The organism is Streptomyces sp. H27-H1 (assembly GCF_026627445.1).
Lineage (GTDB): Bacteria > Actinomycetota > Actinomycetes > Streptomycetales > Streptomycetaceae > Streptomyces.
Map to the genome: position 1 here is coordinate 42,699 of NZ_JAPNLJ010000005.1, position 18,499 is coordinate 61,197.

The window sequence follows — 18,499 nt, forward strand, 5'->3', positions numbered from 1 at the left end:
GTACGCCCAGGCCAACGCCCACGCCCACGCCCGCTCAGTCCGTCAGCCAGACGGGGAGCGGGCGTACGGCTTCGCGCAGCGCGTCGGCGACGGCGCGGAACTCCTCCTCGCGGGCCGTTCCCGTCCGCATGGCCAGCGCGATCCGCCGTGAGGGCGCCGGCTCGGCGAAGTACCCGGTGGCCAGGTATTCGTTGCGGGTGGTCTCCAGCCGCAGAGCGGTGCGCGGCAACAGCGTGACGCCGAGCCCCCCGGCGACCAGTTGTACGAGGGTGGACAGTCCGGCGGCGGTCGTGGTGACGTCCGCGCCGGCGGTGCGTCCCGCGTCGTGGCAGATGTCCAGGGCCTGGTCGCGCAGGCAGTGCCCCTCGTCGAGCAGCAGCAGGTGCAGGTGGCGCAGCTCCTCGCGCGGGATGTCCTTGCGTCCGGCGAGCGGATGCCCGCGCGGCGCCAGCAGGACGAAGTCCTCGTCGAAGAGGGGCAGTTCGGTGACGCCGGGGACCCCGAGCGGTACGGCGAGCAGCAGCAGGTCGAGCCGTCCGCCCGCCAGCCCCTCCAGCAGCGAGGCCGTCTGCTCCTCGTGCACCTGGAGGTCGAGGCGGGGGTAGCGCCGGCGGAAGAGCCCGAGCACGGTCGGCAGCAGGTACGGCGCCACGGTGGGGATCACGCCGAAGCGCAGCACCCCGGTGAAGGGGGCCCGTACCGCCTCGGCCTCCTCCAGCAGTCCGCCCATGGCTTCGAGCACGGCCCGCGCCCGGACCGCGATCCGCTCCCCGGCGGGCGAGAGCAGCACCTTGCGCGTGGTCCGCTCCAGGAGCCGCACCCCGAGCGCCTCCTCCAGTGCGGAGACGGATCCGGAGAGCGCCGGCTGGCTCATGCCGATGGCGGCGGCCGCGTCCCTGAAGTGGAGGAACTCGGCCACGGCGACGAAGGCCCGCAGTTGCGCGAGCGTCGCCTGCTTCGCTCCCCTGTTACCCACAGCCACTGATAACCACCTCCGATCACTGTTCTCCACACTAGCTATTTCCGCAATCAATGCAGCTGTGTCAGCATGTGAGATACGTCCAACCCCGCCGGAAAGCCCTCAAAAAGGTCACTTTCCTGTTCGCAAGGAGAGCACGTGCTCACTGTCGGCGACAAGTTCCCCACCTACGATCTGACCGCTTGCGTCTCGCTGGAGTCCGGAGCGGAGTTCGCGCAGATCGACCACAAGACCTACGAGGGCAAGTGGCGCGTGGTGTTCTTCTGGCCGAAGGACTTCACCTTCGTCTGCCCGACCGAGATCGCCGCCTTCGGCAAGCTCAACGAGGAGTTCCTGGACCGCGACACCCAGGTCCTCGGCGTCTCCGGTGACTCCGAGTTCGTCCACCACGCCTGGCGCAAGGACCACGCCGACCTGCGCGACCTGCCCTTCCCGATGCTGGCGGACTCCAAGCACGAGCTCATGAAGGACTGCGGGGTCCAGGGCGAGGACGGCTTCGCCCAGCGCGCCGTCTTCATCGTCGACCAGAACAACGAGATCCAGTTCACGATGGTGACCGCCGGTTCCGTGGGCCGTAACCCCAAGGAGGTCCTGCGGGTGCTCGACGCCCTGCAGACCGACGAGCTGTGCCCCTGCAACTGGAACAAGGGCGAGGGCACCCTCGACGCCGGCGCGCTGCTGGCCGGTGAGTGAGCGATGTCCCTCGACTCCCTCAAGTCCGCCATACCGGACTACGCCAAGGACCTGAAGCTGAACCTCGGCTCGGTCATCGGCAATCAGGACACCCTGACGCAGCAGCAGCTGTGGGGCACGGTCCTGTCCTGCGCGATCGCCGCCCGCTCCCCGCGCGTCCTGCGTGAGCTGGAGCCGGAGGCGAAGGCCGCCCTGTCGCCGGAGGCGTACACCGCCGCCAAGTCGGCCGCCGCGGTCATGGCGATGAACAACGTCTTCTACCGCACCCGCCACCTGCTCTCCGACCCGGAGTACGGCAACCTGCGCGCGGGCCTGCGGATGAACGTCATCGGCAACCCGGGCGTGGAGAAGGTCGACTTCGAGCTGTGGTCGCTCGCCGTCTCCGCGATCAACGGCTGCGGCCAGTGCCTGGACTCGCACGAGCAGGTGCTGCGCAAGGCCGGTGTGGACCGCGAGACGGTCCAGGAGGCCTTCAAGATCGCCTCGGTGATCCAGGCCGTGGCCGTCACCCTCGACTCCGAGGCCGCCCTCGCGGGCGAGTGACGACCGGCGGTACGCGCTCCAGGGCCCCCGCATCCGACACCGGCCGCGGGGGCCCTGCACGCTTCCGGCCGGCCGGCCGGACACCGCGGGCCCGGCCTGATCCGAAGGACGGGCCCTAGTGCTGTGGCCGGGAAGGTGTGCCGGGTCGCGGTGTCCGGTGCGGTGCATCGCAAGGCGGAGGGCCGAGGCTCGTACTGGACGTACTTGCCCGGTCCGACAACGCAGGGGGCACCTCCCAGCGGTAGCTGGGGGAGAGGTGCCGTGCCGGGCGCCGCGACACGGTGAACCTTTCCGGTCACAGCACTAGCGTCGCAGCTTTTCCATCAGCGCCCGCGCGTCCTCGATCAATGCCGCGTCGACCGCGTCCCCGTCGACGGCCGAGCCCTCCTCGTCGCCGAGGAACCATTGCACGGTCAGGGAGAAGACCGCCCCGCCGTCCAGCACCATCAGCCGCACCCCGCCGAACCCGTAGTACCGGTCGATCACCGCCCGCTCGCCCAGGCCCGGCACCTCGCGGCGCTCCGCGGGGTCGATCTGCGCATAGGGACTGTTCCCGGGGCCGGTGGCGAACTCCGGCACCGGATCGGTCCGCTTGTGCAGCTGGACCTGCACCTCGGCCCCGTACGAGACGGAGTCCTCCTCGTACGTCATCCGGGCGCGGCAGTACGCCCAGTCCTGCACGGGGCTTACCCCCTCACTGTCCTCCGATCCCTCGAAGGTCCGGCCGATGGTCTGGCCCAGCGTCTTGAGCGGGGATTCCTCGCACAGTTCGGCCGAGTGCCGGTAGTCGATGCGCGGGGTACCGGTGAAACGGTCCTGCATCGCCAGCGTGCCCGCCCAGACCGCCGAGGCCGCCAGCACCCCGCCCAGCGCCCACCGCCACGGGGCGCGCGGACCCCGGGCGTGCTCGCGCGGAAGGTCCGGCTCGGCCTCCTCCACCGGGTGCGCCTTGTCCCAGCCCCCGTCGATCTCGGGCTCGCCTATCATCCCCGTGTCCCCCGTCTTCCCCGTGCCCCCGCGCCCCCGCGCCCGCCGCACCTACCTGCGCAACGCCTTCATCAGGCCGTGCATATCGTCGATCATCGCAGCCTGTACCGCGTCGGAATCGGGCTTCGGCGGATCTTTTTGGGTGCCGTCGCCGGCGCCCGGCTCGCTCTCGCCGCCCGTCCACGCCGACACGTCCATGGTGAACACCGCTCCCCCGTCGAGCACCGTGAGCCGCCAGTTGCTCCCGTGCTGCACCTCGGAGATCAGCGCCCGCTCTCCCAGCCCCGGCACCGAGCGGACGTCCGGATCGCTCATGCCGATCCAGCCCCCAGCTCCGGGGTCCGAGCCGAACTCCGGCGCGGGGTCGCTGCGTTTGTGCAGCGCCATCGAGACCTGGGCCCCGTACGCGAGCCAGCGCCCGGGCCCCTCCGACTGGGCGGGCTGCGTGTTCAGCAGGCACATCGCCCGGTCCACGCCCGGGTGCTCCCATCGCCTCGGGCTGGAGTCCCACTCGATGATCTCCCCCAGCCGGGCCACCCCGGGCAGTTTCGCCTCGTCGCACAGGCTCAGGGGCAGTGCGTACCGCAGCGGCGGGCTGTCGTCCTGCGGGGCCGCCGCCCACCAGGCGCCCGCCCACAGGGCGGAGGCGAGCAGGGCGCCGCCGAGCGCCCACCGCCAGGGGCTGCGGCCGGGCCGCCGCCACGGGGACCCCTCGTGCGTCCGGGGCCGGGGCCCCTGCGGGCCCTGGGGCTCCGGTACGCCGGGCGCCCCGCCGTCGAACTCAGGCTCCGATATCACCCTTACGTGTCTCCTCCGGATCGGGAACCACGCGGCCCAGGGCCGTCGCACCGTGCGGCCCGGGGCCGACCGGGGAGTGCCCGTGGTGGAACTGTTCGCGGGAGTAGGCCCTCAGGTAGCCGACCACCGTGTTGGTGACGGCGACCAGCGGAACCGCGACCACCGCTCCGCCGATGCCGGCGACCAGACCGCCCGCCGCCACCGAGAGCACCACCGCGAGCGGGTGGACCCGTACCGCCCGGCCCAGGATGAAGGGCTGGAGCACATGGCCCTCGATCTGCTGCACGGCCAGGACCACCAGCAGCACCATCAGCGCGGTGAACGGCCCCTGGGTCACCAGGGCCACGACCACGGCGAGGGCGCCGGAGATCACCGCGCCGACGAGCGGGATGAAGGCGAACAGGAAGATGAAGACGGCGAGCGGAACGGCCATCGTCACGTCGAGGAAGTAGAGGCCGAGTCCGATGAACACGGCGTCGATGAGGGCCACGAGGACCGTGCCGCGCACGTACGCGGTCAGGGTGCGCCAGGCGCGCGGACCGGCGCCGGCGACGCCGGGGCGGGCGGCCGCCGGGAGCAGGCCCGTGGTCCAGATCCAGATGCGCTTGCCGTCGTAGAGCAGGAAGAGCGTGGAGAACATCGCGAGCAGCATGCCCGTCAGCACTTCGACGAGGACCGTGACGCCTTGCAGGCCGGCGGAGGTGATCTGCTCGGTGTTGGTGCCGATGGTCTCGCTGAGGTTCTTGGCGATCTCGTTGATCTGCTTCTCGGTCACGTGGAACGGACTGTCCAGGACCGCGAGTTTCAGGTCGTTGATGCCTTCGCGCAGCCGGTCGGAGAGCTGGTCGAGGTTGTCCATGACCTGCCAGACCACGAACCAGCCGACCAGGCCGATGACGACGAACCCGAGGATCGCGGTGACGGCCGTGGCCAGTCCGCGGGGCATGCCGAGGCGGCGCAGCCGGACCACGAAGGGCTGGAGCAGTGCGGTGACGAGGAGGGCGGCGGCGAAGGCGAGGACGGCCAGGCGGACTTCGCTGATCACCCGCATCAGCACCCAGAGCATCCCGGCGAGGAGCAGCAGCCGCCAGCTCGCTTCGGCGGCGACGCGCACACCCCACGGGATGACGCTCACCGGGTCGGGGCGCCGGGGGGCGGCGTAGTCGACGTGTTCGGCGCCCGGGGCCACGGGGGGCCGGGAGGTGGTGGCCGGGGACTCCGGGGTGGCAACGGCGGTTGCGGTCGTCCCGGCCGCGCCGGCGGAGACGCCGGAGCCGGGGTCGGGAGCGGCCTCCGAGCCGGTCCCCGCGCCGGCGCCGGTGGCGGGGGGACGCGACGGCAGGTCGCCGGAGGTCTCGGCCTCGACCTCGGCGCGCCGCTCCGCGAGCCGGGCCTCCACGTGGGTCAGCCTTTTGCCGAGTCGTCCGAGCCAGCCTGTTTTCGCCATGTCGTTTCCTTCCCCCCGCTCTGGTCCGTATGCCGGGCCATTACCTCGAAAGACCGTACACGCGAGGAGCCCCGCACCGTAGGACGGTGCGGGGCTCTTCGAGGTTGAGGCGCGCGGGCGCGGTCTCGCGACCGGGCTAGTACCAGTTGTTGGCCTGGTGGAAGCTCCAGGCGCCGCACGGGCCGCCGTACCTCTTGTTCATGTAGTTCAGACCCCACTCGATCTGCGTGGCGGGGTTGGTGCGCCAGTCGGCGCCGGCCGTGGCCATCTTCGAACCGGGCAGGGCCTGGACGAGACCGTATGCGCCCGAGGACTTGTTCACCGCCTGGTAGTTCCAGGTGGATTCCTGGTTGATGATCTTGGAGAAGCACTGGAACTGCCCCGCCGGGACCATCTGCTGGGCGATCGCCTTGACCTGGGCAACCGTGTAGGAGGCCTGGGGCGCGAAGTCGGATCCGTCGCGGGAGGCGGAACGGCTGGCAGCCTGCTCCTTCTCCTCACGCTCCTTCTTCGCCTTGTCGTCCGCGGCCTTCTGCGCGTCTGCCTTCTTGGACTTGGCGTCCTGGGCGGCCTGGATGCGGGCCGCTTCCTCCGCCGAGCGCTTGGCGTCGACATCGGCCGCGTGGGCGATGGAGTCCGCCTGCTGCGTCAGGGAAGCGTTCTGGACCTCAGCCTGCTCGCCGACCGGGATGTCGGTGAGGAGCGTCGTCCCGGACGCGGTCGTCTCAAGATCGTTCGTGGGGTCGCCAGTGGCGACGCCCACGACTGCGCCAACGGTGGTGACCGCCGTGGCCGAAGCCACAGCGAATCCCCGGACCGAGATCCGGCTCACACGGTGTCCTTCCAGCAGCGTCCGCAGTGACTGCGCGGCAGCAATAGTGCCCCTCGACACTGGCTTCCATGATGGTTCGGTCACTGGAAGCGCGGGCCCGTGGGCAACTCCCTTGCGGGAGTGCCGCGTGATGCTCCGGGCGGCATACGGCGATCGACTGTGGAGTTAGCAGTACTGCTTGTACCTCACGGGAGATACCGGGGGTCCCCCCGGACGAAGTCTGGGGGCGTGCCGTATGCGGGGCCTGACGGAAAACAGACTCTGCCGGACCGCGACACCGCAGGGCAATTATCCGTTGCGTGGGAAAGGTCACACCAGTCAGGTCGCCGCTGTTTTCTTCAAACCCCTGTGCGTGAAGGCGCCGCCCGGCTAGGCTCTTCGGCCTTTGCCGGACGGCGCCAACTCGCCTTCCCGCTATGGGTGTTTTACCTGCTTTGCGACCCGTGGGGGCCGCCCGGGCCCTACAGGTTCTCCAGCATCTCGGTGACCAGCGCGGCGATCGGGGAGCGCTCGGAACGGGTCAGCGTGACGTGCGCGAAGAGCGGATGCCCCTTCAGTTTCTCGACCACGGCGACGACTCCGTCGTACCGGCCGACCCGCAGGTTGTCCCGCTGGGCCACGTCGTGGGTGAGAACCACCCGCGAATTGGCCCCGATACGGGACAGAACGGTCAGCAGGACATTGCGTTCCAGCGACTGGGCCTCGTCCACGATGACGAACGCGTCGTGCAGCGAGCGGCCGCGGATGTGCGTGAGCGGCAGGACCTCCAGCATCCCGCGGTTCAGCACCTCCTCGATGACGGCACGCCCGGCGACCGCCGAGAGGGTGTCGAACACCGCCTGGGCCCAGGGGCTCATCTTCTCGGAGGCGTCCCCGGGGAGGTAGCCGAGGTCCTGGCCGCCGACCGCGTACAGCGGCCGGAAGACCATCACCTTCTGATGCTGCCTCCGCTCCAGTACGGCCTCCAGCCCCGCGCACAGCGCCAGCGCCGACTTTCCGGTGCCGGCCCGGCCGCCCATCGAGATGATCCCGATCTCGGGGTCGAGCAGGAGGTCGAGCGCGATCCGCTGCTCGGCGCTGCGGCCGTGCAGCCCGAAGGCCTCCCGGTCGCCCCGTACGAGCTTCACGTTGCCGTCGGCCGTGACCCGGCCGAGCGCCTTGCCGCGCTCGGACTGCAGGACCAGACCGGTGTGCACGGGCAGTTCCGCGGCCTCCGGTACGTAGAGACGCTCCTCGGAGAAGAGGAGGTCCACCTGCTCCCCGGAGAGCGCCAACTCGCTCATGCCGGTCCAGCCGGCATCCGTGATCGCGAGCTCGGCGCGGTACTCCTCGGCGATCAGCCCCACGGAGGAGGCCTTGATGCGCAGCGGGAGATCCTTCGAGACGACCGTGACGTCGTAGCCCTCGGCCTGGAGGTTGCGGGCGACCGCGAGGATGCGCGAATCGTTGTCCCCCAGCCGGAAGCCCGCGGGCAGGACGCTCTGGTCGGAGTGGTTGAGCTCGACACGCAGGGTGCCACCGAGATCGCCCAGCGGGATGGGTGCGTCGAGGCGGCCGTAGCGAACCCGGAAGTCGTCGAGCAGGCGCAGGGCCTGCCGGGCGAAGTAGCCGAGCTCGGGATGGTGCCTCTTTGCCTCCAACTCGGTGATCACCACGATCGGGAGCACAACCTCGTGCTCCTCGAAACGGGTGATCGCATTGGGGTCTGCCAGCAGGACGCTGGTGTCGAGGACATAGGTCCGCCTGTCGGGCAGGCGGCTCTTAGTGCTGGTCACCACGGAAGGACGTACCCCCTCGGATGAGGTCGGGCCATGAAGACCGGACCGGTCATCGGCACCCCTGCGCGGGCCGACTTCCGGCCCTCCACTCCGACCGTGCGAACCGCACGTACGTCCTGGTGCAAAGGGCCTCCCGGGCGGACGGCCCCATGCCGTCCGCTGAGACTCGACACCCGTTGATCGGGCATCGACCTGCAAGGGGTATTCCCCGATTGGGTCCAGCCATGCCACGGCATATGACGGACGCTCGGTGAATCCCTGGTGAAGGGCTCGCGCGGAGGGCCCCCGGAGGCGGGCAGGGCGTACGGGAACACGGGGACGGCGCGCCGCGGAGGAGTCCGGGCGCGCCGTGAGGTGCCGAGGGGGCTTCAGAGAACCGCAGGTCAGATGCGGTACGAGGGGCCCACGGGGCGGATCAGCTGCCGTAGCGCCGGTGACGGGCGGCGTAGTCGCGCAGGGCGCGCAGGAAGTCGACCTTGCGGAAGGCCGGCCAGAAGACCTCGCAGAAGTAGTACTCGGAGTGCGCGCTCTGCCACAGCATGAATCCGGACAGCCGCTGCTCGCCGCTGGTGCGGATCACGAGATCCGGGTCGGGCTGGCCGCGCGTGTAGAGGTGCTCCGCGATGTGGTCTATGTCGAGGATCTCGGCGAGCTCCTCGAAGGAGGTGCCCTTCGAGGCGTGCTCCAGCAGGAGCGAGCGGACCGCGTCGGCGATCTCCTGGCGGCCGCCGTAGCCGACGGCGACGTTGACGAGTATCCCGTCGACGTGCCGGGTCGCTTCCTCGGCCTCCTTCAGGACGCTCTGGGTCCCGGCGGGCAGGATGTCGAGGTTGCCGACGTGGTGGACGCGCCAGCGGCCGTCGGAGGCCAAGCCCCGGACGGTGTTCTCGATGATGTTGAGCAGCGGGCGGAGCTCGACCTCGGGCCGGTCCAGGTTGTCCGTGGAGAGCATCCACAGGGTGACGACCTCGACGTCCGTCTCGGTGCACCAGCCCAGCATCTCGGAGATCTTGTCGGCGCCGGCCTGATGGCCCTGCACCGTCGTGCCTCCGGAGGCCTTGGCCCAGCGGCGGTTCCCGTCGAGAATGACACCGATGTGCTTGGGTGCCGCATCATGGTCGATGCGGCCTTCCACCCGGCGTGCGTAAAGCCTGTACACCAGGTCGCGCAGCTTCACGATCTTCCAGCCCCTCCGAGCGATGCCCCCGTGCGGAATGCGGTCCCCCAAGTCCGCCACAGTACTGCGCGACGGGATCCGGCACCCAACTCGGTCCTGTCACAAGTCCGTGATAGGGAGGACAACGTGACTGAAAACAATCCCTATCGGGCAGAGCCCTCGCGCTACGACTCCATGGAGTACCGGCGCACCGGCCGCAGCGGCCTCAAGCTCCCCGCGATCTCCCTCGGCCTCTGGCACAACTTCGGCGACGACAAGTCGCTGGAGTCCCAGCGGGCGATCCTGCGCCGGGCCTTCGACCTCGGCGTCACCCACTTCGACCTGGCGAACAACTACGGGCCGCCCCCCGGCTCGGCCGAGCTCAACTTCGGAAAGATCTTCGCGCGGGACTTCGCGTCCCACCGCGAGGAGCTGGTCCTCTCCACCAAGGCCGGCTACCTCATGCACGAAGGCCCCTACGGCGAGTGGGGCAGCCGCAAGTACCTGCTCGGGTCGCTGGACGCGTCGCTGAAGCGGATGGGCGTCGACTACGTCGACATCTTCTACTCGCACCGCTTCGACCCGGACACCCCGCTGGAAGAGACCATGGGTGCGCTCGCGTCCGCGGTCCAGCAGGGCAAGGCGCTGTACGTGGGCGTGTCCTCCTACACCGCGGAGCAGACCGCCGAGGCGGCCCGGCTGCTGCGGGAGATGGGCGTGCGCCCGCTCATCCACCAGCCCTCCTACTCCATGATCAACCGCTGGACGGAGGACGACGGCCTGCTGGACACCCTGGAGGAGGCCGGCATGGGCTGCATCTCCTTCGTGCCGCTCGCGCAGGGGCTGCTGACCGGGAAGTACCTCAAGGGCATCCCCGAGGGCTCGCGGGCCACTCAGGGCAAGTCCCTCAACCCGGACCTGCTGTCGGACGAGGTCGTGCGCCGGCTGAACGGGCTGAACGACATCGCGGCGCGGCGCGGGCAGACGCTGGCCCAGCTGGCGCTGAACTGGGTGCTGCGGGACGAGCGGATGACCTCGGCGCTGATCGGTGCGTCGAGCGTGCGGCAGCTCGAGGAAAACGTGGCTTCCCTGTCCGGCGCACCGCTGTCGGAGCAGGAGCTGAAGGAGATCGATTCCTTCGCGGTGTCCACCCCCGGCGCCAACATCTGGGCCCAGCGGGGCTGACCTGCGACTTCGCCCAACGCGGCGCGGGCACAAAAAACGGGCCGGTCCGTGGGGGGGATACGGACCGGCCCGAGGGGGGGGTTCCACCATAACCCTTCGTAAAGCGTGCTGCGTGCATTGCCGCGAAACGATTACCCTCCGGAACCGGCCGGGAGCGCTGCGGTGAGTCGAAACGGCCCCACAGCCCTTGTGGGGCCCGGCCGCAGGCCCGTACGGACCATCGGACGCCCTTCCCTCCCAGGGGGGACCCCGGGCGGTGCACCGCCTTGACGACGGGGCTCGGCCGGACGGGCCCCCGGGCCCCGGCTCCCGGCCCTAGGGTGGCCCGCATGGGGACCAGGGAGCAGTGGTACAACGGTGGGGCCGTGCTCTGCGTCGGCCCGGAGGCGCCGGCGGCGGGGGTGACTCCGGAGGCGCCGTTGGGGGTGGCTCCGGAGGCGCCGTACGAGGTGGCACTGCAGGCGCCGTACGAGGTGCCGCTGGAGGTGGCCGCCTCCTACCGGGCCCGTACGCGCGGACTGCTCGGGCGGGACGGGATCGAAGGGGCGATGCTCCTCACCCCGGCCGCGAGCGTGCACACCTTCCGGATGCGGTTCGCCATCGACGTGGCCTACCTGGACCGCCGGCTCCGGGTCATCGCGCTGACCACCATGACCCCCGGGCGGCTCGGTCTCCCCCGGCTCCGCGCCCGCCACGTCCTGGAGGCGGAGGCCGATGCCATGGCCGGCTGGGGCCTGCGCGTCGGGTCCTCCCTGCGGGTGCGTCTCACCTCGCGCTAGGCGCCACCGCGCCCCGGCGGTAGGTTGAGGCGGTTGAGCTGGGGTGGCAGGGGAGCGGCATGACCGAGAACGCGCGCATCAAGGCGCTTGAGCAGATCATGCCGGCGACCCACGGAGCCGACGAGGACATCGACTGGCAGGCGGCCGAGGCCGTCTGGGGCAGCCGGTTCCCCGCCGATTTCATCGCCTTCATGGGCCGCTACGGCGCGGGCTCGATCAACGGCGAGGCCAGCGTGCTGCTGCCGTTGCCCAAGCCCGGCCTCCAGTGGGACCCCGCGGAGATGGCGGAGGAGACGGCCAACGCCCGCCACGTCTGGGAGTCGCAGGGCGGCCGGGCCGCCTTCGACGTGGACCCGGAGTCGATCCTCGCCTGGGGCGTCACCGGCGGCTCCGACATCCTGTGCTGGCTGACGGCCGACCCCGACCCCGACCGCTGGCCCGTCCTGGTGGTCGGCCGGCACACGGCCGACTCCTTCGCGGTGTACCCGTACGGCATGGGCGAGTTCCTCTTCCTGCTGTGCTCCGACGAGTTCGACATGAGCCCGGTCAGCATCACCTTCTGGGACGGCGGCCACCTCAGCTTCGTGCACTGGCGCAAAGCCCAGCGGCGCTGGCAGGAGGGGCGCAACCCCGAAACGGGCGAACCCGATCCGTACGCGGGTGACTTCGCGGACTGAGACTCCGCCACTCCCCCTCCCATCTCCGCTCCCCCTCACGCCCGTTTCCGGCCTGCCCTGTGGCCGGAAACGGGCGTTTCGGCATGTCTACGCGCGTCCGAATTGTTGATCACATATCGGAAAACACCATTCGGAAATGCCCGAGTTGGAGCTTTGACCACAAATGCCAACCCAATGGAACCAGCCACTCCCTCGCGGGAGAGAATTCCGACCAACGGGCCACTGAGGGACACCGCAGCCCGGAGTAACTCATAAGTAACAACGGGACTCAAAAGAAAATCAGGGGAATACACCCGTGCGACGAAGAAACTTCGGGGCGGCCGCCACCACGGTCGCGCTCGGTCTGCTGATACCGCTGGCGGGCTGCGGCAGCTCCGGCGGAAACGCTGATGACAGCGGCACCATCCGCCTCGTCGCCGCCGAATACGGCGACAGCCCGGCCACCAGTTCCAAGGCTTTCTGGGACAAGATGACGGCCGAGTTCACCGCCTCGAACCCCGGCATCAAGGTCGAGGTCCAGCTACTGCCGTGGGCCGACATCGACAGTGAAGTCTCCCGCATGGTCAAGGCCGGCGACGCCCCGGACATGGCCCTCATGGGCAGCTACTCGGACTTCGCGGCACAGGGCAAGCTCTATTCCGCGCCCGAGCTCCTCTCGGTCAGCGCGGAGGCGAACTTCCTCCAGCCCCTCGCCGACGCCGGATCCGTCCGCAACACCCTCTACGGCCTGCCCTTCGTGGCGAGCAGCCGCCTCCTCTTCTACAACGAGAAGCTGCTGACCGACGCCGGGGTCATCGGCAAGGACGCCAAGAACGGGTGGCAGCCCAAGACCTGGCAGGACCTGAAGTCCGCCGCCAAGGCGCTCAAGGAGAAGGGCGTGAAGTTCCCGTACGCCATGCCCCTGGGCCCGGAGGAGGCGCACGCCGAGGCGATGATCTGGGAGCTCAGCAACGGCGGCGGCTACGCCGACAACAGCGGCAACTACAGCCTGGCCTCCGAGCAGAACATCGAGACCTTCAGGTGGATCAAGGCCAACCTGGTCGTACCCGGGCTGCTCGGCCCCACGCCCCCGTCCCAGCTCAACCGCGCCGACGCCTTCGCCGCGTTCGCGCGCGGCGAGGTCGGCATGCTCAACGGCTACCCCTCGCTCGCCCACGAGGCGCGTTCCAAGGGGATCACGGTCGGCGCCGTCACGATGCCCGTCTCGGACATGCTGGGCTCAGGAGAGCTCCCGCCGAACGTGGGCGTGGCCGACTGGATGATGGCCTTCAAGCAGAACGGCCACCGCGAGGAGATCGGCAAGTTCCTGGACTTCGTCTACCGGGACAAGAACCTGTCGGACTTCGCCGGCCGCTACCACCTGCTGCCGTCCACCGTCTCGGCCTCCCGCACCATGGCCGGCTCCTCGGGCATGGACGAGAACGACCAGCAGTTCCTCACCGCCCTGCGCAGCGCGCAGCTCTACCCGGTCGACGACCCGTCGTGGATGACGATCAGCGACACCATCAAGCGCAACATCGGGCGCGCCGTGGACCCCGCCGGCGACCCGAAGGCCGTCCTCGAGGAGATCGCCGCCAAGGCGAACGAGGCCAAGAAGGGCTGACGTGCGACAGCACGCGCACGAGCACCTGGTCGCACGGACGGAAAAGCCCCCGAACGCCCCTGCCGAAAAGGGACCTTCGCCCCATGCCGCACCCCCACCCCTTGCGGCATCATGGCTGGTACGGCTCTTGATCCAAGGCCGCGGCCCAGTCGCCCGCGAGCGCCCACAAGGCGCGCGAGGCGGCCGGCCCACCTCCTCCGGGCACGCGATGCGACGCACCACGCCATGCGGCCGGACGGACGACTCGGACCCCGATGAACCGGACGCGGCCGCCACACGGTCCGGCCATGCCGTCGACGTCCGGGGTGGGCATCGCCACGTGACACAGCCCTAGCTGGCGCCCTGGTTCTCCGGGGTGAACGCCGTGCGGTGCTGCTCGCAGCTGGAGTCCCAGGCCAGGGAGCCGGTGAGGGTGCCGTAGCCGGTGCGGGTGACCGACCATTCCACCGTGTACTTCCCTGTGTCGCACGCGATGCGCTTGCCCCCGGGGACCTTGGCGCGCGCCGTCGCGGGCTGGTTCTTGAGCTCCTGGTGCACCTTCGCCACTTCGGCGCGGCGGGAGTCGCGCAGTACGGCGTGCACGACGATCAGCTGCTTGCCGTCCTTGGTCGTCAGCACCTTCTTGACGCCCTGCGAATCCGCCACCGACCACGCGAACTCGTAACCGGGCTGCCAGGCCAGGGTCTTGGCGTCCGGGATCTGGCGCTCGTAGGACTCCGCGCCCTTCGGTCCGGGGCGGGTGATCGTCTTGTACTGGATGCCGGGGTGGAAGCGGAACTGCGCCTCCACCTTGTGCATGTCGTCCTTGGTCCACATCGACTTCATCGCCTTCTCCCCTCCGCTCGGGTCCTGGAGGTACGCCGTGCCTTCCGCGGCGGTGGCCGCGCCCGAGAGGACGGGGGCGAGGGCCGCCGCGGCGGCGGCGAGGACGAGGGCGGTGGTACGGGTGCGCTTCATGCCCGGACCAACGGGACCCTCCGGCGGGCCGGAACGACGCCGGGCGCGCTTTCACCCGTACGGGATCGGGCGGCGCCGGGGCCGGCGCGTACCCGTCGCCGCCGGACGGCACGTCAGGCGCTGGGGCCGGTGACCACCGGGAAACCGGTGGGCCGGCCCTGCTCCTTCAGCCAGTCCAGGACCTGGTCGAGGGCTTCGACGCTCTGGGTGCGGTCGCCGCCGCCGTCGTGGAAGAGGATGGTCGGGCCGTTGCCGATCTCGGCCTTGACCGCGCCCACGATCGCGGCCACCCCCGGCTTGCTGAAGTCCTTGGTGTCGATGTTCCAGCCGAGCGGGCGCATGCCGTCGGCGGCGACCAGGGCCCGGCTCTCGGGGGTGAACGCGCCGCCGGGGGCCCGGTAGTACTCCACCTTGGCCCCGCCGCCCGCCGCGTCCTCGATCAGCTTCTTCGCGTCGAGGATCTGCTGCTGCTGGTAGGCGAGGGGCTTCTTGTCCATCCCGGTGTTGTGGTCCATGGTGTGGTCGCAGAGCCGGTGGCCGTCGGCGACGACCTTCTTGACCAGGTCGGGGTGGTCCTTGGCCTGCGGTCCGATCATGCAGAAGACCGCCTTCACCTCATGCCTCTTCAGCACCTCGAGCACTTTCGGGGTCCACTTGGGGTCGGGTCCGTCGTCGACGGTGATGTTGACCGCGTTGCCGCCGCTCTCCGACGCGTGGGCTATGCCGTCCGGGACTTGGCCGCCCGGCATCCCGGGCGCCTGCGGCTCGCCGTCGCCTCCCTTCGCGGGGTCGTCCGACTGCCGGGAGACGTTCTGACGGTTGATGTCGTGACCCGGGTCGGCGAGCACCGTCACCCCCCACGCCGTCGCGGCCACCGCCGCCACCGCCCCGGCTACGGCGATCCGCGTCTTCGTGCCCCGCATCTGCGTGCGCGCCATGAACCCCATGTGCTGTCTCAACTCCCCTTGTCGACATCCGCCGTGTGAGCTCGCAATGATCAGGACGTCAGTCGGGGATACGAGGTTCCAGCCGAATGGACCATAAATTCCTGGTTGTAGGACTTTGATCCTCCATCGTCCCGATTCCGTCCCGACTGAAACCGGGGGCGATCGGACCGGCCTCATACCGGACGGCCGATCCCAAGACCCCCTCTCCAGTTGGGCGACGGTGCTTCCGGCGGGCAACACGACCGTGGGCGTGGGCCAGCCGCCCTCCCTCACCTTCGACCACCCGGTGAAGAACAAGGCCGAGGTCGAGCGGCGGCTGAAGGTGACCACGAACAACGACACCGAGGGCGCGTGGGGTTGGGTGACGGAGGCACTCACCCACGCTGAAGCGCGACGGCGAGGCTACGCCCAGGCCAAGACCGGCGACGTCTTCGAGGTAACGGGCATATCCAGCCTCGCCGGCGTTTGAGGCGCGGGGTACGGGGCGGAGACCCGCAACCCCCAGCCCCGCCGGCGCTTGAGGCGCGGGCCCGGGCAGACCCCGGTTTCGGGAAGGGGCGGGGCGGGGTGGGGGAAGGCTCCGCGCAGCGGGCCCGGCACGCGGCCGGGGCCGCGGCGGGGTCCGGGGGCCGCCCGGACACGCACACGCAGCGGGCCCGGCCCGATGGATCCGCAGATCCACCGGGCCGGGCCCGTCATTCGCCAGCGCGCGTACGCGCAGCCCACCCGCTCCAGGTCAGTGAGCGACCACAACGGGCTCCGGAGCCGAAGCTTCCTTCCCCGCCCCACCGCCGGAGGCACCCGCCCCGCGCAGCGGAACCTCCTTCACGAACCAGGCGGCCACGAAGCCCAGTACGGCGATACCCGCTCCGAGCAGGAACGCGGAGTGCGTCCCGGCAGCCACCGCGTGCTGGTACGCCTCCCGTACGACCTCCGGAAGCTTCGCGAGGCTCGCCGCGTCCAGCTGCGCCGAGCCGGCCTTGACCGCGGCCTCGGGGCCGAGCCGGTCGGTCATGGTGCTGGTGACCTGGCCGGTGAAGAGGGAGCCCATCAGGGCCACGCCGAAGGAGCCGCCGAGCGTACGGAACAGGGTCGCGGAGGAGGACGCGACGCCCATGTCCTTCATGTCGACGCTGTTCTGCGCGACCAGCATCGTGATCTGCATCAGGAAGCCGAGTCCGGCGCCGAGGACGGCCATGTACACGCCGGACATCAGGCGGCTGGTGCCGGTGTCCATGGTGGCGAGCAGGAAGAGCCCGACGACCATGAGCCCGCCGCCGAGGATCGGGAAGATCTTGTACTTGCCGCTGCTGGTGGTGATCCGGCCCGCGATCAGCGAGACGACCATCATCGAGAGCAGCATCGGCAGGAGCAGCAGGCCGGAGTTGGTGGCCGAGGCGCCCTGGACCGACTGCTGGAAGAGCGGCAGGTAGAGCACGCCGCCGAACATCGCGAAGCCGACCAGGAAGCCGATCACGGACATGAGGGTGAAGTTGCGGCTGCGGAAGATGTGCAGCGGCATGACCGGCTCGGCGGCCTTCGTCTCGGCGTAGAGGAAGCCCGCGAGGGAGACGACGGCGACGGCGATCAGGCCGATGATCTCGACGGAGCCCCAGGCGTACTCGGTGCCGCCCCAGGTGGTGAGGAGGACGGTGGAGGTGATCGCGGTGGTCAGCAGTGCCGCGCCGAGGTAGTCGATCTTGGGGCGTTCCCCTTGATCCTTCTTCGGGAGGTGCAGGACCGCGGTGACCATGGCGAGGGCCACGGCGCCGAGGGGGAGGTTGATGTAGAAGGACCAGCGCCAGCCCATGTGGTCGGTGATGGTGCCGCCGACCAGCGGTCCGCCGATCATGGCGAGGGCCATCACGCCGGCCATCATGCCCTGGTACTTGCCGCGCTCGCGGGGCGGGATCAGGTCGCCGATGATCGCCATGACGCCGACCATCAGACCGCCCGCACCGAGGCCCTGGATCGCGCGGAAGCCGATGAGCTGGCCCATGTCCTGGGCCATGCCGCTGAGTGCGGAGCCGATCAGGAAGATGACGATGGAGACGAGGAAGGAGCCCTTCCGCCCGTACATGTCGCCGATCTTGCCCCAGATGGGGGTGGAGGCGGCGGTGGCCAGCGTGTACGCGGTGACCACCCAGGAGAGGTGTTCCAGGCCGCCGAGCTCGCCGACGATCGTGGGCATGGCCGTGCCGATGATCATGTTGTCGAGCATGGCCAGCAGCATCGCGATCATGAGGGCCATCAGGACGACCCGCACGCTGCGCGGCTTCACCTCCCCCGAGGTGTCCGTGTTCTTCGTCTTCTTCACCATGTTCCACTCCCCTGGCGCATACGCACCGGCCGTGGGACTTACTTGCCGACCGGCTAGTTCACTACACTGGGGAAGGTAGACCCGTAACTAGCCGGGCGTCAAGTAAGCAAATAGGAGCGTCATGTCCAGCAGCAGTCCGCAGCAGCGCCGCGGCAATACGCGGCAGCGCATCCAGGACGTCGCACTGGAACTCTTCGCCGAACAGGGGTACGAGAAGACGTCGCTGCGCGAGATCGCAGAGCGGCTGGAGGTCACGAAGGCGGCGCTGTACTACCACTTCAAGACCAAGGAAGACATCATCATCAGCCTGTTCGAGGACCTGACCCGGCCCATCGACGAGCTGATCCAGTGGGCGGAGGGGGAGCCGCGCTCGCTGGAGATGAAGCGGGAGGTCCTGCGCCGCTACAGCGAGGCGATGGCGGGCGGCGCCTCGCTGTACCGCTTCATGCAGGAGAACCAGGCCTCGCTGCGGGAGCTCAGCATCGGCGAGACGGTGAAGAAGCGCCTCTTCGCCCTGGTGGAGCTGCTCCGCACGGGCCAGGAGGACGCCCCGCTGACCGACCAGGTCCGGTGCGTGAGCGCCTTGTTCACCTTGCACGCGGGAATGATGTTCCTCCAGCACGTGGACGGGGACCCGGAGGAGACCCGCCAGGCCGCCCTGGAGGTCGCGACGGACCTGATCGTCCAGGCCCACCAGCGCCCGTAGGCGCAGCGGCCGGGACGCCCGTTCACTCGATCAAGCGAACCCGGACCATGAATCATTACTCTCCGTAGTCAAGGCGGCTACTTTTGGTGATGTGCGCTGTGGAAGGGCCGCG

The 18,499-nt window shown here is 69.7% G+C and carries 17 protein-coding genes and 1 pseudogene; 8 read left to right on the plus strand and 10 right to left on the minus strand.

Annotated elements, in window-relative coordinates; all coding sequences use genetic code 11:
- Window positions 1-34: 34 nt before the first annotated feature.
- Window positions 35-982, minus strand: a complete 948-nt coding sequence (locus tag OTB20_RS06515) for a hydrogen peroxide-inducible genes activator (protein WP_267815643.1) — start codon at window positions 980-982, stop codon at window positions 35-37.
- Window positions 983-1,117: 135 nt separating this feature from the next.
- Between OTB20_RS06515 and OTB20_RS06520 the strand changes: the two genes are divergently transcribed.
- Both OTB20_RS06520 and OTB20_RS06525 read left to right on the plus strand, forming a co-directional pair.
- Window positions 1,118-1,672, plus strand: a complete 555-nt coding sequence (locus OTB20_RS06520; protein WP_267751263.1) for a peroxiredoxin — start codon at window positions 1,118-1,120, stop codon at window positions 1,670-1,672.
- A 3-nt stretch (window positions 1,673-1,675) separates the two neighbouring features.
- Window positions 1,676-2,215 (plus strand): alkyl hydroperoxide reductase, encoded by a 540-nt coding sequence (locus tag OTB20_RS06525; RefSeq protein ID WP_267815644.1) that lies wholly within the window; start codon window positions 1,676-1,678, stop codon window positions 2,213-2,215.
- A 303-nt stretch (window positions 2,216-2,518) separates the two neighbouring features.
- Here the strand turns inward: OTB20_RS06525 and OTB20_RS06530 are convergent, their stop codons facing one another.
- From OTB20_RS06530 to OTB20_RS06555, 6 genes are all read right to left on the minus strand, one after another.
- On the minus strand, window positions 2,519-3,202 hold the full coding sequence (locus OTB20_RS06530) for a hypothetical protein (RefSeq protein WP_267815645.1): 684 nt from the start codon (window positions 3,200-3,202) through the stop codon (window positions 2,519-2,521).
- Window positions 3,203-3,253: 51 nt separating this feature from the next.
- Window positions 3,254-4,000: a hypothetical protein gene (locus OTB20_RS06535; RefSeq protein ID WP_267815646.1), complete on the minus strand. Its 747-nt coding sequence runs from the start codon at window positions 3,998-4,000 to the stop codon at window positions 3,254-3,256.
- Window positions 3,984-5,447, minus strand: a complete 1,464-nt coding sequence (locus OTB20_RS06540; protein WP_267815647.1) for an AI-2E family transporter — start codon at window positions 5,445-5,447, stop codon at window positions 3,984-3,986. Before OTB20_RS06540 ends, OTB20_RS06535 begins: the two co-directional genes overlap by 17 nt.
- Before the next feature lie 136 nt (window positions 5,448-5,583).
- Complete coding sequence (locus OTB20_RS06545; RefSeq protein ID WP_420716340.1) at window positions 5,584-6,279, minus strand: transglycosylase SLT domain-containing protein; 696 nt, start codon at window positions 6,277-6,279, stop codon at window positions 5,584-5,586.
- Window positions 6,280-6,740: 461 nt separating this feature from the next.
- Window positions 6,741-8,057 (minus strand): PhoH family protein, encoded by a 1,317-nt coding sequence (locus tag OTB20_RS06550; protein ID WP_267815648.1) that lies wholly within the window; start codon window positions 8,055-8,057, stop codon window positions 6,741-6,743.
- 415 nt (window positions 8,058-8,472) lie between these two features.
- Window positions 8,473-9,234: an isoprenyl transferase gene (locus tag OTB20_RS06555; RefSeq protein ID WP_267815845.1), complete on the minus strand. Its 762-nt coding sequence runs from the start codon at window positions 9,232-9,234 to the stop codon at window positions 8,473-8,475.
- A 126-nt stretch (window positions 9,235-9,360) separates the two neighbouring features.
- On the opposite strand from OTB20_RS06555, the gene mgrA reads away from it, so the two are divergent.
- From mgrA to OTB20_RS06575, 4 genes are all read left to right on the plus strand, one after another.
- Window positions 9,361-10,398: an L-glyceraldehyde 3-phosphate reductase gene (gene mgrA, locus OTB20_RS06560; protein ID WP_267815649.1), complete on the plus strand. Its 1,038-nt coding sequence runs from the start codon at window positions 9,361-9,363 to the stop codon at window positions 10,396-10,398.
- Window positions 10,399-10,727: 329 nt separating this feature from the next.
- Window positions 10,728-11,177: a DUF192 domain-containing protein gene (locus tag OTB20_RS06565; protein ID WP_267815650.1), complete on the plus strand. Its 450-nt coding sequence runs from the start codon at window positions 10,728-10,730 to the stop codon at window positions 11,175-11,177.
- 59 nt (window positions 11,178-11,236) lie between these two features.
- A complete protein-coding gene (locus OTB20_RS06570) occupies window positions 11,237-11,854 on the plus strand; it encodes an SMI1/KNR4 family protein (RefSeq protein WP_267815651.1) in 618 nt (205 codons plus the stop codon).
- Between the two features lie 295 nt (window positions 11,855-12,149).
- Entirely contained in the window at window positions 12,150-13,457 is a 1,308-nt protein-coding gene (locus OTB20_RS06575) for an extracellular solute-binding protein (RefSeq protein WP_267815652.1), read from the plus strand.
- Window positions 13,458-13,787: 330 nt separating this feature from the next.
- Here OTB20_RS06575 and OTB20_RS06580 read toward each other — a convergent pair whose 3' ends face one another.
- Together OTB20_RS06580 and OTB20_RS06585 are read right to left on the minus strand one after the other, a co-directional pair.
- Window positions 13,788-14,414, minus strand: coding sequence for a hypothetical protein (locus tag OTB20_RS06580; RefSeq protein ID WP_267815653.1), 627 nt, complete (start codon window positions 14,412-14,414; stop codon window positions 13,788-13,790).
- Between the two features lie 113 nt (window positions 14,415-14,527).
- A complete protein-coding gene (locus OTB20_RS06585) occupies window positions 14,528-15,352 on the minus strand; it encodes a polysaccharide deacetylase family protein (protein ID WP_267815654.1) in 825 nt (274 codons plus the stop codon).
- 235 nt (window positions 15,353-15,587) lie between these two features.
- Here OTB20_RS06585 and OTB20_RS06590 point away from each other — a divergent pair.
- A pseudogene (locus OTB20_RS06590) lies at window positions 15,588-15,830 on the plus strand (Ig-like domain-containing protein); the annotation flags it as partial.
- Between the two features lie 267 nt (window positions 15,831-16,097).
- On the opposite strand, the gene OTB20_RS06595 reads toward OTB20_RS06590, so the two are convergent.
- On the minus strand, window positions 16,098-17,681 hold the full coding sequence (locus tag OTB20_RS06595; RefSeq protein WP_267815655.1) for an MDR family MFS transporter: 1,584 nt from the start codon (window positions 17,679-17,681) through the stop codon (window positions 16,098-16,100).
- 121 nt (window positions 17,682-17,802) lie between these two features.
- Between OTB20_RS06595 and OTB20_RS06600 the strand changes: the two genes are divergently transcribed.
- Window positions 17,803-18,387 carry a TetR/AcrR family transcriptional regulator gene (locus OTB20_RS06600; protein ID WP_267815656.1) on the plus strand — a complete coding sequence of 195 codons (585 nt, stop codon included), beginning with the start codon at window positions 17,803-17,805 and terminating at the stop codon, window positions 18,385-18,387.
- Window positions 18,388-18,499: the final 112 nt, after the last annotated feature.

What these genes read in the sequence shown, in the direction of transcription:
- OTB20_RS06595 (WP_267815655.1), bottom strand. Translation starts at nt 17,681, where the DNA reads ATGGTGAAGAAGACGAAGAACACGGACACCTCGGGGGAGGTGAAGCCG.
- OTB20_RS06570 (WP_267815651.1), top strand. Translation starts at nt 11,237, where the DNA reads ATGACCGAGAACGCGCGCATCAAGGCGCTTGAGCAGATCATGCCGGCG.
- OTB20_RS06530 (WP_267815645.1), bottom strand. Translation starts at nt 3,202, where the DNA reads ATGATAGGCGAGCCCGAGATCGACGGGGGCTGGGACAAGGCGCACCCG.
- OTB20_RS06525 (WP_267815644.1), top strand. Translation starts at nt 1,676, where the DNA reads ATGTCCCTCGACTCCCTCAAGTCCGCCATACCGGACTACGCCAAGGAC.
- OTB20_RS06585 (WP_267815654.1), bottom strand. Translation starts at nt 15,352, where the DNA reads ATGGCGCGCACGCAGATGCGGGGCACGAAGACGCGGATCGCCGTAGCC.
- OTB20_RS06565 (WP_267815650.1), top strand. Translation starts at nt 10,728, where the DNA reads ATGGGGACCAGGGAGCAGTGGTACAACGGTGGGGCCGTGCTCTGCGTC.
- OTB20_RS06600 (WP_267815656.1), top strand. Translation starts at nt 17,803, where the DNA reads ATGTCCAGCAGCAGTCCGCAGCAGCGCCGCGGCAATACGCGGCAGCGC.
- OTB20_RS06540 (WP_267815647.1), bottom strand. Translation starts at nt 5,447, where the DNA reads ATGGCGAAAACAGGCTGGCTCGGACGACTCGGCAAAAGGCTGACCCAC.
- OTB20_RS06580 (WP_267815653.1), bottom strand. Translation starts at nt 14,414, where the DNA reads ATGAAGCGCACCCGTACCACCGCCCTCGTCCTCGCCGCCGCCGCGGCG.